The sequence below is a fragment of the Nocardioides soli genome (assembly GCF_014191495.1).
GTDB lineage: Bacteria > Actinomycetota > Actinomycetes > Propionibacteriales > Nocardioidaceae > Nocardioides > Nocardioides soli.
This window is the reverse complement of sequence record NZ_JACHWR010000002.1, coordinates 564,940-578,061: the sequence shown is the minus strand read 5'-3', so window position 1 is coordinate 578,061 and position 13,122 is coordinate 564,940. Positions and strand designations below refer to the sequence as shown.

Annotated in this window: 15 protein-coding genes; 4 read left to right on the top strand and 11 right to left on the bottom strand. The window is 69.9% G+C overall.

Translation table 11 applies throughout. From position 1 onward, the window contains the following. Both FHU40_RS13260 and FHU40_RS13255 read right to left on the bottom strand, forming a co-directional pair. A complete protein-coding gene (locus FHU40_RS13260; protein WP_183592787.1) occupies window positions 1–750 on the bottom strand; it encodes an SDR family oxidoreductase in 750 nt (249 codons plus the stop codon). Further along, window positions 750–1,967 (bottom strand): acetyl-CoA C-acetyltransferase, encoded by a 1,218-nt coding sequence (locus tag FHU40_RS13255; protein ID WP_183592786.1) that lies wholly within the window; start codon window positions 1,965–1,967, stop codon window positions 750–752. Before FHU40_RS13255 ends, FHU40_RS13260 begins: the two co-directional genes overlap by 1 nt. Before the next feature lie 119 nt (window positions 1,968–2,086). Here FHU40_RS13255 and FHU40_RS13250 point away from each other — a divergent pair, with 119 nt between their 5' ends. From FHU40_RS13250 to FHU40_RS13235, 4 genes are read left to right on the top strand one after another with little or no spacing between them, the layout of a single operon-like run. Further along, the gene (locus tag FHU40_RS13250) at window positions 2,087–3,235 is read left to right on the top strand and encodes an acyl-CoA dehydrogenase family protein (RefSeq protein WP_183592785.1); all 1,149 of its coding nucleotides are present in this window, start codon (window positions 2,087–2,089) and stop codon (window positions 3,233–3,235) included. A 23-nt stretch (window positions 3,236–3,258) separates the two neighbouring features. Next, window positions 3,259–3,996: an SDR family oxidoreductase gene (locus FHU40_RS13245; protein WP_183592784.1), complete on the top strand. Its 738-nt coding sequence runs from the start codon at window positions 3,259–3,261 to the stop codon at window positions 3,994–3,996. Between the two features lie 13 nt (window positions 3,997–4,009). Further along, window positions 4,010–4,462 carry a MaoC/PaaZ C-terminal domain-containing protein gene (locus FHU40_RS13240; RefSeq protein WP_183592783.1) on the top strand — a complete coding sequence of 151 codons (453 nt, stop codon included), beginning with the start codon at window positions 4,010–4,012 and terminating at the stop codon, window positions 4,460–4,462. A gap of 20 nt (window positions 4,463–4,482) precedes the next feature. Further along, on the top strand, window positions 4,483–5,433 hold the full coding sequence (locus FHU40_RS13235) for a 2-phospho-L-lactate transferase CofD family protein (RefSeq protein WP_183592782.1): 951 nt from the start codon (window positions 4,483–4,485) through the stop codon (window positions 5,431–5,433). Here FHU40_RS13235 and FHU40_RS13230 read toward each other — a convergent pair. From FHU40_RS13230 to FHU40_RS13190, 9 genes are read right to left on the bottom strand one after another with little or no spacing between them, the layout of a single operon-like run. Then, window positions 5,430–6,128: a TetR/AcrR family transcriptional regulator gene (locus tag FHU40_RS13230; RefSeq protein WP_183592781.1), complete on the bottom strand. Its 699-nt coding sequence runs from the start codon at window positions 6,126–6,128 to the stop codon at window positions 5,430–5,432. The genes FHU40_RS13235 and FHU40_RS13230 overlap by 4 nt on opposite strands. A 31-nt stretch (window positions 6,129–6,159) precedes the next feature. Then, complete coding sequence (surE, locus tag FHU40_RS13225; RefSeq protein ID WP_183592780.1) at window positions 6,160–6,948, bottom strand: 5'/3'-nucleotidase SurE; 789 nt, start codon at window positions 6,946–6,948, stop codon at window positions 6,160–6,162. 26 nt (window positions 6,949–6,974) lie between these two features. Beyond that, window positions 6,975–7,763, bottom strand: coding sequence for a hypothetical protein (locus tag FHU40_RS13220; RefSeq protein WP_183592779.1), 789 nt, complete (start codon window positions 7,761–7,763; stop codon window positions 6,975–6,977). Continuing rightward, window positions 7,760–8,122, bottom strand: coding sequence for a hypothetical protein (locus FHU40_RS13215; RefSeq protein WP_183592778.1), 363 nt, complete (start codon window positions 8,120–8,122; stop codon window positions 7,760–7,762). Before FHU40_RS13215 ends, FHU40_RS13220 begins: the two co-directional genes overlap by 4 nt. 31 nt (window positions 8,123–8,153) lie before the next feature. Then, window positions 8,154–8,936, bottom strand: a complete 783-nt coding sequence (locus tag FHU40_RS13210) for a nitroreductase family protein (RefSeq protein WP_183592777.1) — start codon at window positions 8,934–8,936, stop codon at window positions 8,154–8,156. A gap of 47 nt (window positions 8,937–8,983) precedes the next feature. Next, a complete protein-coding gene (locus FHU40_RS13205; RefSeq protein WP_183592776.1) occupies window positions 8,984–10,177 on the bottom strand; it encodes a thiolase family protein in 1,194 nt (397 codons plus the stop codon). Further along, on the bottom strand, window positions 10,174–11,745 hold the full coding sequence (locus FHU40_RS13200; protein WP_183592775.1) for an AMP-binding protein: 1,572 nt from the start codon (window positions 11,743–11,745) through the stop codon (window positions 10,174–10,176). Before FHU40_RS13200 ends, FHU40_RS13205 begins: the two co-directional genes overlap by 4 nt. 4 nt (window positions 11,746–11,749) lie before the next feature. Continuing rightward, window positions 11,750–12,640, bottom strand: a complete 891-nt coding sequence (locus tag FHU40_RS13195) for an SDR family NAD(P)-dependent oxidoreductase (RefSeq protein WP_183592774.1) — start codon at window positions 12,638–12,640, stop codon at window positions 11,750–11,752. A 26-nt stretch (window positions 12,641–12,666) separates the two neighbouring features. After that, window positions 12,667–13,116 carry a hypothetical protein gene (locus FHU40_RS13190; protein ID WP_183592773.1) on the bottom strand — a complete coding sequence of 150 codons (450 nt, stop codon included), beginning with the start codon at window positions 13,114–13,116 and terminating at the stop codon, window positions 12,667–12,669. Window positions 13,117–13,122 lie beyond the last annotated feature (6 nt).

Sequence of the window (13,122 nt, the reverse complement as noted above, 5' to 3'; positions counted from 1 at the left end):
TCAGACGCCTCCTTGCAGAGTCAGACCGCCGTCGGCGACGACCACCTGTCCGGTGATCCAGGACGACTCGTCCGCCGCCAGGTAGGCGACCGCCGCGGCGATGTCCTCCGGCTCACCGAGGCGACCCAGGGGGTACGTCGCTGTCACCTCGTCCTCGTGCCCTTCGAAGAGCGGCGCGCCGAACCGCGTCCGTACGACTGCGGGAGCGACCGCGTTGACCCGGATCGCCGGCGCGAGCTCCATGGCAAGGCTCTGCGTCAGGTAGTTGAGCATCGCCTTGCTCGCGCCGTACAGCGCGATGTCGCGTGCCGGCCGGAGCCCGGCGACCGACGAGACGTTCACGACGACACCACCGTGTTCCCGCATCCAGGCACGGTACGCGGCCTGCACCCAGGCCAGGGTGCCGAAGCAGTTCACGCCGACGATCTTGCGGCCGGCGTCGAGGTCCGCCTCCACAAGCGGCCCGACCACGGGGTTGATGCCGGTGTTGTTGACGAGGACGTCGAGGCGGCCGAACCGCTCGATGGCATGTCGGACCGTCGTCCGCTGGTGCTCGGCGTCGTCGGCCCTACCCGCGACGGCACATGCTCGCTCGCGACCTAGCTTGTCCACGGCTTGCGTCAATGCCTCGGCGTTGCGCGCCGTGATGCAGACGGAGGCACCCTCCGCGATCAGACGCTCGGCGATCGCGAACCCGATCCCTCGGCTCGCTCCGGTGACGATGGCCGCCCGTCCCTCGAGCCGACGCATCAGCGGAGCCGCTCGATGACCATGGCCATGCCCTGACCGCCACCGACGCACATCGTCTCGAGCCCGATCGACTTGTCGTGGAACTGGAGCGAGTGGACGAGGGTGCTGGTGATGCGCGCCCCGGTCATCCCGAACGGGTGGCCGACCGCGATCGCCCCGCCGTTGACGTTCAAGCGGTCGATGTCGATGCCGAGCTCGCGGTACGACGGGACCACTTGGGCCGCGAATGCCTCGTTGATCTCGACCAGGTCGACGTCGTCGATGCTCATGCCCGCCCGTCGGAGCGCCTGGCGCGACGCCTCCACGGGGCCCATGCCCATGATCTCGGGCGACAGCCCACTCACGCCGGTGGCGACGACCCTGGCGAGCGGGGTGATGCCTAGCTCAGCGGCCTTCGTGTCCGACATGACGACCACAGCTGCCGCCCCGTCATTGAGAGCGCAGCAGTTGCCGGCGGTCACCGTGCCGTGGGGCCGGAACACCGGCTTCAGCTGGGAGACGCTCTCGTAGGTGACTCCCGCACGCGGGCCGTCGTCCGTCGCGACGACAGTGCCGTCGGGCAGCGTGACCGGCACGATGTCGGTCGCCCAGAAGCCGTTGGCGAGCGCCGCCTGCGCCAGCTGCTGCGAGCGGACGCCGAACTCATCCTGGTCGCGCCGGCTGACGCCCAGACTGTCGGCGACGTTCTCGGCCGTCTGCCCCATGGCGATGTAGAGGTCCGGGAGCTCGCCGACGTCGCGCGGATCGCGCCAGGGCCGCTCATCGAGCGCGCGGTCGCGCGTGAGCTCGACGGCCCGGCGGAAGCGCGGATTCTCGGTGTCCGGCAGGCCGTCCGCCATCCCCTTGTGGAACCGGCTCACCGTCTCGACGCCCACCGAGAGGAAGACGTCCCCCTCACCGGCTCGGATGGCATGCAACGCCATCCGCGTGGTCTGGAGGCTCGAGGAGCAGTAGCGGTTCACCGTCACGCCAGGGACCCGGTCGAGCCCGGCCAGGACGGCGACGGCCCGGGCCAGGTTGTTCCCACCTTCCCCCGCGGGCTGTGCCGTGCCGAGCATCAGGTCGTCGATCTGCGCCGGATCGAGCTCGGGGACCTGCGCGAGCGTGGCCTCCACCATCTGTAGCGCAAGGTCATCGGGCCTCAGGTCGACCAGCGAGCCCTTGGTGGCTCGCCCGATGGGCGACCTGGCCACCGCCGCGATCACGGCCTCCGGCATGTGTTCCTCCTGTCACCGGATCGACCTCCGTGGTCGATCACACCTGGACCCTCGCTTTAATTGACTCTGATGTCAAGATCATCTAACCTGCACCTCGCGCTACATCAAGGAGGTGCGCCATGGAGCGACGGCTGCTCGACTCCGAGCAACACGCGTTCCGGGACACCGTGCGCGAGTTCATCCGCCGCGAGGTGACCCCTCGCCTCGACGAGTGGATCGACGCCGGGACCACGCCGCGCGACTTCTGGCGCCGGGCCGGCGAGACTGGGCTGCTCGGCATCTCCGTGCCCGAGGAGTACGGCGGCATCGGGGCCGGGGACTTCCGCTACAACGCGCTGCTCGTGGAGGAGCTCTGCCGCGCCGGCTCTCTCGGACTCGGCTCGACCGTCGGGATCCACACGAACATCGTGGCGCCGTACCTCACCGGGCTCGCCACACCCGAGCAGTGCCGGCGCTGGCTCCCCGGCTTCGTGAGCGGCGAGATCATCACGGCATTGGCGATGACGGAGCCCGATGCGGGCAGCGACCTCAAGGCGATCCGCTGCCAGGCGACTCCGGTCGACGGCGGGTGGGTTCTCAAAGGACAGAAGACCTTCATCACCAACGGGTGGAACTCCGATCTGGTGATCGTCGCCGCGAAGACCGACCCCGCCGCCGGTCATCGAGGAATGACCCTCTTCGCCGTGCCCAGCGACTCCCCCGGCTTCACCCGCGGCCGACCGCTCCACAAGGTCGGCCAGCACGAGTCCGACACCGCCGAGATGTTCTTCGACGATGTCTGGATCCCGCGCGACAACCTGCTCGGCGAGGTCGACCGCGGCTTCTACCACCTCATGGAGGGGCTGGCGCAGGAGCGCCTCAGCGTCAGCGTGATGGCGGTGGCCTGTTGCGAGTCGATGATCGCCGCCACCACGACCTACGTGCGCGAGCGCCAGGCGTTCGGCGCTCGGCTCGCCGACCTCCAGCACATCCGGATGACCCTCGCGACGCTGGCCACCGAGACCGACGTCGCACGGGTGTACGTCGACCGCTGCATCGAAGAGCACAACACCGGTGCCCTGTCCGCCTTCGACGCCGCGAAGGCGAAGTGGTGGACGACGGAACTCCAACGCCGCGTGGCCGACGAGTGCCTACAGCTTCACGGCGGCTACGGCTACATGGCCGAGACCGCGATCTCCCGCGCCTGGCGCGACGGGCGGATCCAGACGGTCTACGCGGGCTCGACCGAGACACTCAAGGACTACATCGGCCGCCAGCTGACCAGCTGACGCCATCCGCAGGAGGACGGAACATGTCGAACATCCGCTGGGACTTCACCGGGCGGTCCGTGATCGTCACGGGCGCGGCCCAAGGCATCGGCCTCGAGATCGCGAGCTTCTTCTCGTCGGCAGGCGCCGCCGTGGTCGCGGTCGACCTCGATGAGGCCGCGCTCGCCGAGGCCGCGGGCCTGAGCGACGCGACCCCGGTCGCCGGCGACGTCAGTACGACCGAGACGGCAGAGCGAGCGGTGGCAGCGGCGCTGGCGGCGTCCGGACGGATCGACGTCCTGGTGAACAATGCCGGAGTACTGCGCGACGGCGTCGTGTGGAAGCTGAGCGACGCCGACTGGGAGCAGGTCCTCGCCGTGCACACGGGCGGCACCTTCCGGATGACGCGGGCCTGCGTGCCCACGTTCCGCGAGCAGGGCGCTGGCCGGATCGTGAACGTGACCTCCTACACCGGCCTTCACGGCAACGTCGGTCAGGCGAACTACGCCGCAGCCAAGGCCGGGATCATCGGCCTCACGAAGACCGTCGCCAAGGAGGTCGGCCGGTTCGGCGTGACCGTCAACGCGATCTCCCCCAACGCGAGCACCCGGATGGTGGCCAGCATTCCCGAGGACAAGCTCGCCGAGCTGACCCGCCAGATCCCGCTCGGCCGGTTCGCCGAACCGTCGGAGATGTGCGCGACCGTCGCCTTCCTCGCCTCCGACGAGGCCGCCTACGTCACGGGCGTCGTGCTGCCCGTCGACGGCGGCCTGTCGATGTGAGGGCGGTGCCATCGTGCTGATCGCCACCGACCCCACCGCGCTGCCCGGCCTGGCCGGCGAACCCCTGGGCAGCACGGACTGGATCGAGATCGACCAGGCCCGCGTCGACGCCTTCGCCGAGCACACCGAGGACCGGCAGTGGATCCACGTCGACCCGCTGCGTGCGGCCACGTCGCCGTTCGGCGGGCCCATCGCGCACGGCTTCCTCAGCCTGTCGCTCCTGTCCTACTTCCTCGGGCAGCTGCTGGAGGTCCGCGGCAGCCGGATGCTCGTCAACTACGGGCTGGACCGGGTGCGCTTCCCCGCACCGGTCCCGGTGGGCAGCCGACTCCGAGGCGTCGGCGGCATCGCCTCCGTGACCGAGGTGCCAGGTGGTCATCAACTGGTCCTCGACATCACCGTCGAGATCGAGGATGCCGCCAAACCGGCCTGCGTGGCGGCGTTCGTCGTCCGCGTGCTGTCGTGACGGAGGGAGGCCAGGCTCGCGTGAGGATCACGGCACTCTGCGGAGGGCTCGGTGGTGCCCGTTTCGCACTGGCGCTCGCCCAGCGGGGCCTCGAGGACCGCGCCACGCTGATCACGAACGTCGCCGACGACTGGATCGTCGACGGGTTGCTGGTGTGCCCGGACACCGATGCCGTCCTGTACGCCCTGGGCGGGCGGCTGGACGAGGAGCGCGGGTGGGGAATCCGCGGCGACGAGTTCCTCCCGTCACCGGCCGGAGCGACCGGCTGGTTCAACCTCGGCGTGCAGGACCGGGCGCACCACGTCCGGCGGACCAAGCTCCTCGCGGACGGCGCGGACCTCGCCGGGGTGACCGCTGTCCTGGCACGCGAGGCCGGCACCGATGCCCGAGTCCTCCCCGCGAGCCTGAGCCCGCGCGGCTCTGTGATCGTGACCGACGCGGGGATCTCGGCGTTCCAGGAATGGCTCGTACGCGACCACGCTGCGCCGGCCGTCCGCGACGTGCGCTGGCCTGGACCGAGGACTCCCTCGCCCGGTGTCCTCGCCGCCATCGCCGAGGCAGACATCGTCGTCCTGACGTCGTCGAGCCCGGTCGCGTCGCTCGAGCCCACCCTCGAGCTCGACGGCGTCCGCGAGGCCCTCGCGGCACGGAGGGGGGCCGGGCGGCCGGTCGCGCTGATCAGTCCCGTCGTGACCACACCACCCGAGCTCCAGCGCGACCGCCGCCGGCACCACGCGCGAGCCGCCCTGCTGGCCTGTCGCGGCGTCGCCCACGAGCCGATCGCCGTGGCCGAGCACTTCGCGGACCTCCTCACCCATGTCGTGCTCGACCCCGCCGACGCCGACCTCGCGCCCGCCCTTCCCTCTCACGTGGTGGGGTCGGTCGCGCCGATCGTCGCGCAGGACGCCCCCAGCCGGGCAGCGCTGGTCCAGGCGTGCATCGCTACTGCGCGCGCGAACGGTGCGGTCTAGGACCGGCGCAGGCCCAGCGAGTTCCCCCAGAGCTGGGTGAGGGTCGTCAGCGCCTTCTCGTCGTCGAACGACTCCCCGAGGACGAACCACAGGTAGCCGAAGTTGTCGGTCATCGAGACCAGCGCGTGCGCCGCGATGACCGGGTCGATGGAGGTGTCCATCCGACGGGCACTCGAGAGCCGCTCGAAGTTGGCCGCGATGCGGTCGACGAACCCCTGACGGAGGCGGCGGCGCAGAGCACGAAACTCGGGGTAGAGCGCCGCGGCCTGCTCGATGATCGTCATCATCGCCGCATGCCGGCGATAGGAGTCGAGGAACTGCCGGTTCGAGGCGTCGATGCGCTCGAGGGGATTGTCACCGCGGTAGCGCGAGGTGCCCTCGACGTACATCTCGTGAACGACTTCGACGGCCAGCTCGTAGAACAGCGCCTCCTTGGACTCGAAGTACGTGTAGAAGCTGCCGTACGCGACGCCGCTCTCCTTGACGATGTCCGAGATACGCGTCTCAACATAGGAGCCCTTCTTCTCGAAGGCGCTCCGCGCTCCTTCCAGCAGCCGCTTGCGAGTGCGCAGCCCCTTGGCCGACAGACCGGCCAGGGCGTCGGCGTTCATCAGCGCCGAGTCGGGGGGCTCGGCATCGGGCGCCGAGGCAGCCTCGAGCCCCGACGGCGTCCCGGTACGCGTCGACTTGGCCATCGTGACCTCTCTATCTGTTGCGAGCTCCGGATCAGACGAGCGACGTCGGGCGCCCCTCGCGCCAGGCGCCTCGGGGTGCCTCGTCCGCGCTGATCGACGTGAGCCAGCTCAGGCTCGCCCACCCGGAGCGCACGGCCGCCACGTCGCCGTCCGCGTCGAGCCGGCGCTCGACCGGCTCGTAGACGAACGACACGAGCCGGCCACCGGAGGCGAGGGGCTCGACCGTCCGGACACCAGCGGCACGGAAACCCGGGGTCGCGTCCAGCCCGGTCGCCCGCACGCCCTTCACCTCCGAAGCCGGGAGGCCCGGGACGTTCAGGCTCATCGCCCGCGGTGGGCCGCCGAGGTCGGTGTTGTCGAGCACGAACAGTGCCCACGAGGCGGCGCTGTCGAAGATCTCGTCGGGAGCGTGCTCCTCGGCGTCCATCGACACCGCGAGCCCGGGTACGCCGAAGTTGGCCGCGGTGACGACGGCACCGACCGTGCCGGAGTGAAGGACGCTCGGTCCCATGTTCGTGCCCGGGTTGATTCCCGACATCACGAGGTCGACCGGCCCGCCGAACGCGCCGCGGACGGCGAGGAGCGCGCACACAGCCGGCGTCGACGAGACTCGGTGGGCGTCGAGACCGGCGACGGTGGTCGGCTCGATCGCGATTCCTTTGATCTTCCGCAGGTCGGCACCCGTCGACGCGCCGGCGCCGCTCAGATTGCCATCAGGCGCGCACACGACCACCTCGTGCCCTGCATCGCGGAGGTGGGCCGCGAGGCGGGCGATGCCGGGCGCGTGTACGCCATCGTCGTTCGTGACCGCGATCCGCATATCAGTCCTTTCGCGTCGCCTGGCGATCAGGCGGTGATGTCGATGTCGGGGGTCGTGCCGATGAAGAGCTGCTGGTAGTCGGTCCAGACGCCCGCGGGATAGCGCTCGTCCATCCGCCATCGAGGGCCGTGACTGTGCGTCGCGCGATGCCAGGCTTCGAACGACTCGAAGCAGAGCTCGGTGTAGCGGGCGAAGCCGTTGAGCCGGCCGGTCGTGTCGGCATCGAGCAGGTCGGTGCGGCGCCGTCGCCAGGTCACGTAGCGGCGCAGGCCCGGAAGTTGGCGCCCCTCACGCGTGTGGTGACCGAGGTACCAGTCCTCGCCGTCCGCCCACGCGACGTCGTCGCGATAGCGGAAGAAGTAGACGTATCGCCAGAGGTCGTCGTCGGACGGCGCATCCGCCGGCGGCCGCGTGCCCTTCCAGCTGATGGTCTCGGTGAGGTACGGATGCTGCTGCGCCGGTACGTCGCGCCGCAGGTCGTACTCCTCCCGGATGGTCGACAGGAGCCCGCGCAGGTCCGTGAACCGGCCGCCCAGGTGCTCCCTCACCCGGGCGGCCAGCACGGACGCCAGGAAGTCGGGCTCCCGGAGGTGCACCTCGACCAGCCCGGCCCAGGCGTTGAGCGGACGGGATACGTCCTCCGGCTGCGGCGCTTCCCGAGTCCGATGCGCCACCACTCGGTCGACTCCGTCGAGCTTCGCCAGGCCGGGGAGCCACTCGTCCCGGTGCCACGCCTCGGCCGACGGGTCGTCGGCGAGCGCGTAGATGTAGGTCCACTTCACGGGCTCGGGGACGAGCAGGCTTCCGGTGCTCACAGCGACGGGCGTCCCTGCATCTGCACGCCGTTATGGATGAAGAAGCTCCGCAGGACGTTGCCGGCGGTGATGTTCTGGTGCAGTGTCACCCCGAGGTCGTCACCCCAGGCGTCGATCGCGGCATCGAGTTCGCGCCTACCCTTGATCGCAATCTCGTACTGCCCGTCCTCCTCGCCGCCGCGCAGCACCCGGGCGATCATGTCGGTGGGGCTCTCGCCCCGAGCGTTGCAGAAGTCCGCGAGGAGCCGCACTCGGGAGGTCTGCTCGATCTCGGGCTGGTTGTCGAGTTTGGCGCTGGCGAGCCAGCGCTGCACCTCCGCGGTCGGCATCAGGGAGTCGACGGTGAAGTCGTTGCTCATGAGATGTTGTCTCTCTTCGTCGGGTCGTCGGTCAGTCGGGGAGGCCGAACTCGCGGTTGAAGAGACGGATCTCCTCGAACCGGTGCGGCGTGGGGCTCGGGGTCTGCAGCAGCTTGGCCTCGGTCAGCCTGGCCACGACGGCCGGGTCGGACTCGAACGGCGTGTCGGCATCGCCCCAGTAGAAGTTCTCGCCCAGAGGGCGACGCGGGCGCTGTCCCCCGTCCTCGACACCCATGGCGGGGTAGCCGACCAGCATGATCCAGGCCCGACGCCAGTGGTCCGGGACGTTGAGCGCCTCTCGGATCTTGGTGTCGCTGAAGTTGTGCAGGCACGCGCCGAGGCCTTCGTCGTACGCCGCCAACAGGGCCTGCGCGATCGCCTGACCCGCCTCGATCGCACCCATCCAGTTGAGGCGGAAGTCGTCCCCGGCGATCTTGTCGATCACGGTCTTCTGGATGACTCCGTCCACGTACGCGTGCGACCACCCGTGGCTCGGCGTGTTCACGCCATGGTCGATGAGCTGCTTGAGCCGCTCCTTGGTGCCTTCGGGGTACTTCAGATTGATGAACCACATGACGTACGTCGGCGCCATGTCCAGGTCCAACGTCGTCGTCGGGTTGCGCAGCGAGTCGCGCAGCTCCTCACTGAGTTCGTCGCGGTTGACGACGATCGCCTTGACGTAGTCCGCGTTCATGGACCGGGACGACCGGTTGGCCGCCTCCAGCATGACCTGGATCTTCTCTCGCTCGACCTGCTTGTAGGGCAGGAAGTGCCGGACGGAGCGTCGGTTGCCGACGACCTCTTTGAACTCCACGACCGATCCTTTCGGTGCTTGCTTCGATGGATGACTCGGATGCCGCGTCAGCGCGACAGGATGGTGACGACGGCGGCCGCAGAGTCCGAGCCGATGTAGCCGCCGCCGTTCTCCGCGAGGGCCAACCGGACGTCGGGCACCTGTCGGTCACCCGCGCGCCCCCACATCTGCTCGGCGATCTCCGTGATCTGTGCGCACCCCGTCGCACCGACCGGGTGTCCCTTGCCCAGGAGCCCGCCGCTGGTGTTGACCGGCAGCCGACCCCCCAGAGTGGTCGCGCCCGAGGCGAGCAGCTTGGCGCCGTCGCCGCGCGGGCACAGACCGAGCTCCTCGTAGAGCACGAGCTCGGCAGGAGCCGCGGCGTCGTGCAGCTCCACGAGCTGCAGGTCCTCCGGGCCGACACCGGCAAGGTCGTAGGCGCGCGCGGCCGCCCGGACGACGGCGGAGTCCTCGAACGCCGTCTCCTGCCGGGCATAGCCGGACGTGACGACGCTCGCGAGGACCTCGATCCGGTCGCGGTCGGTCTGCAGCCGGTCCTCGGCGCAGAGCACGACCGCGGCCGCGCCGTCGCCGATCGCGGAGCACATCAGCAGGGTCAGCGGGTCGACGATCGTGCGGCTCGCCAGCACCTCCTCGACGGTCGTCGTCTTCCGGAACTGCGCATGCGGGTTGAGCGAGCTGTGGAGGTGGTTCTTCACCGAGACCTGGGCGAAGTCCGCGGCCGTCGCACCGGTGCGCTCGAGGTAGCCGCGCGCCGTGCCGGCGTAGAGGTCCATGAAGAACGACCGGTCGCCATCGGCCCGCTCGCCGAGCCGGGACTTCAGCACGTCAACCTCCTCGAGGTCGACGGCGGACTCCAACGCCTGCATCGCACGCAACCCGCTGGGCTCGGTCATCTTCTCGGCCCCGACGACGAGGACGACGTCGGCCTGGCCGGACGCGACCGTCTGCCACGCCAGGTTGAACGCGGAGGAGGAGGACGAGCACGCGTTCTCCACGTTGAACACCGGGCCACCGAGCACGCCGGTGTTGCGGAGCGCGGACTGTCCTCGGACCATCTCCTGTCCGGTGATGACACCGCTGATCGCGTTGCCGAAGTACGTCGCACCGACCTGATCGGGCCCGACCCCTGCGTCAGCCAGGGCCCCTGCGACAACAGCCTCGGCCATCGTGCGCACCGTCTCCTCCGGCATCTTCGCGAACCGGGTCATGTGCACCCCGGCGACGAACACCTTCCTCATGAGCGTGCCCCCTCGATCGTCTGTCGGTCCCAGGCCAGGTCGGGCTGCCAGTCCTGCTTCAGCGCCTCGTACTGGATCTTCTGCGTGCCGGTCTTCGGGAGCTCGTCGAGCACGGTCACGAAGCGCGGCAGTGCGTACTGCGCCAGCGCGCCCTGGCAGAACTCGATGACGCCCTCGGGACGGACCGTCGCGCCGGCGACCGGCACGATCGCGACGGCCACCTCGTCCTCCCCCATCTCGGACGGCACGCCGTAGGCGGCGCACTCCTCGATGTCCGGGTGCTGGATGAGGACGGTCTCGATCTCCCAGGCCGAGATGTTCTCCCCGCGCCGGCGCATCGACTGCTTCTTGCGGCCGCGGTAGTAGAACCACCCATCCTCATCCATCGAAGCGAGGTCGCCGGAGTGGAACCAACCGCCCCGGTACGCCTGGCGAGTGGCCTCGTCGTCGTTGTGGTAGCGGGAGAGCTGCCCGAGTGGGTGCCGGAAGACCAGCTCCCCCACCTGACCGGTGGCCAGTGGCTGGTCCGCGTCGTCGACCACGCGGAACTCGACGCCACCGACCGGACGGCCCATGCTGCCCGGGCGACCGGAGGTGTTGAGCAGCGTGCCCGGTGAGTCGACCATGCCGAACCACTCGACGAGGCGTACGCCGAAGCGCCGCTGGAACAGCTCCCACCGCTCATCGTCCGGGGCACCGGCGGAGAGCACGACTCGCACCGGGTTCTCGTGGTCGTCGGGCCGCCGCGGCTGCTTGAGCAGGATCGGGATGATGCCGCCGAGCGCGTTGAACTCCACCGCGTCGTACCGCCGGATGTCGTCCCAGAACCGCGAGGCACTGAACTTGGGACTCAACGCGAGCCGGCCGCCCGCCACCATGGACCCGAGCGCGGACACGACGAGCGCGTTGCCGTGGTAGAGCGGCAGCGGCGTGTACATCGTCTCGCCGGGTCGGACGCCGGCCTCTGCGATCAGCGCCTCGAGGCTGGCGAGGTCGTAGGCCTTGGTCACCACACCCTTGGGCGGACCGGTCGTACCCGAGGTGTACATCAGACCGACGCCACCAGTCGCGTGGTCCTCGAGGTCGAGGTCGCCGGCGGGCGCAGCCATCAGGTCCTCGAACGTGTGCTGGACGACCGAGTCGTGGCTGCCGTCGACGGTCACGAGGGAGCGCAGGTTCGGGCAGCCGACAGTCGCGTTCACCACGACGTCGCGGAGGTCCTGGGCGAAGATCGCGGCCACGGCGCCGGAGTCGCGGAGGATGTACTCGAGCGTCGCCCCACGCTGCGAGATGTTGATCGGGACGGAGAGCGCGCCGGCGAAGACGATGCCGAAGTGCGCCCACAGGAACTCCGGGCGGTTCGGCAGCATCAGGGCCACGCGCTCGCCCGGGCGGACGCCGCGCTCGACCAGCCCGGTGGAGACCCGCCTCGCGGCGTCCAGCACCTCACGCCACGAGTACTGCTCGTCCAGCCACTTGAGCCAGACGTCGTCGGGACGCTCCGTCGCGTGCCGGCGAATCAGCTCCTCGACGTCGGAGCGACCGGCGGTCCGTCCAGATTCCGGCACCGGCTCAGGCCTCCGGGAGGATCGGGCGGTTGGCCTCGTCCCAGCTGTCGAACGGCGGGGTCTGCTGCGCATAGCCCGCGCTCGCGCTCCAGCCACCGTCGACGGGGATGACCGCACCGGTGACGTACGAGGAGGCGTCACTGGCCAGGAAGAGCAGCGGACCGACGAGGTCCTCGTTGCTGCCCGCCCGGCGCATCGGGGTCCGGCTGCGGACCCACTCGTCCATGCCGCTCTGCTCGAACATCCAGCGGGTCGACTCGGACAGGAAGTAGTTGGGGGCGAGCGCGTTGACGCGCACGCCACGGTCCGCCCACTCGCAGCCGAGCGACCGGGTCAGCATGTTGACGCCGGCCTTCGCGGCGACGTACCCGGGCGTGCGGTGCTCGTGCCCACCCATACCGAGGATCGACGAGATGTTGATGATGCTGCCGCTGCCTTGACGCAGCATGTGCGGCGCCGCGGCCCGCATGCCGTACCAGGTGCCGACCAGGTCGGTCTCGATCTCCTCCTTGGGCTTCTCCGGCTCGAGGATCTCCGAGTGGAGGCCGCGCGGGTCGCCGATGCCGGCGTTGTTGACCATCACGTCGATGCCGCCGAACTCGTCGACCGCCGCCTGGGTGACCGCCTCGAGCTGCTCGTAGACGCGCACGTCGGCGGTGACGGTCCTCGCCCGGGCACCGCGCGCCTCGACGAGCTTCTTGGTCTCCTCGAGCTTGTCGGCCGAGCGAGCGGTCAGCACGAGGTCGGCGCCCGCGGCGGCGAGGGTCTGGGCGAACAGCTGGCCGAGACCGTAGGACGCGCCGGTGACGACGGCGACCTTTCCGGCGACGGAGAAGCGGGAGGCCGCGCCGTCGAGCACGCGATCGAGCACCCGGTCGAGGACGTCCTCGGTCATGGTGGAGCCTTTCAGTGTGGGGGTTGTCAGACGAGCGGGAGGTCGGCCGGCGCGTCGCCGAAGACCGGCAGCGCGGTCAGCTCGAGTTCCCGGTCCAGCTGGCGCCGGAGGTAGGCGTTGATGGCATCGTCGCCGCGGGACCGCTCGGCTTCGGGCAGGGCGTCGAGCCCGTCGATGGCCGCAACCAGTGCGGCCTTCAGCACGTCGTTGCGCTCGGCCAGACTGTCGACGCTGACGTACGCCGGCTCCCCGCCGGGATCGGACTGGCCGGCCAGCCGCGCCAGCAGCGCGACCAGGTCGGCGTTGTCCGCGGCGAGGACCTCGCCCTGCAGACGGACCCGATTGTGCACGGCCCGGATGATCTGGCTGGCGACGTTCATCCGTGCTTTGACGTGCTCGTCCGGGAGCAGCGGCACGATCTGCGTCTCGAGGACGTGGTCGAGCTCCTCGAGCAACTCGAGAGTGGTCGGGCGCATCCTGTT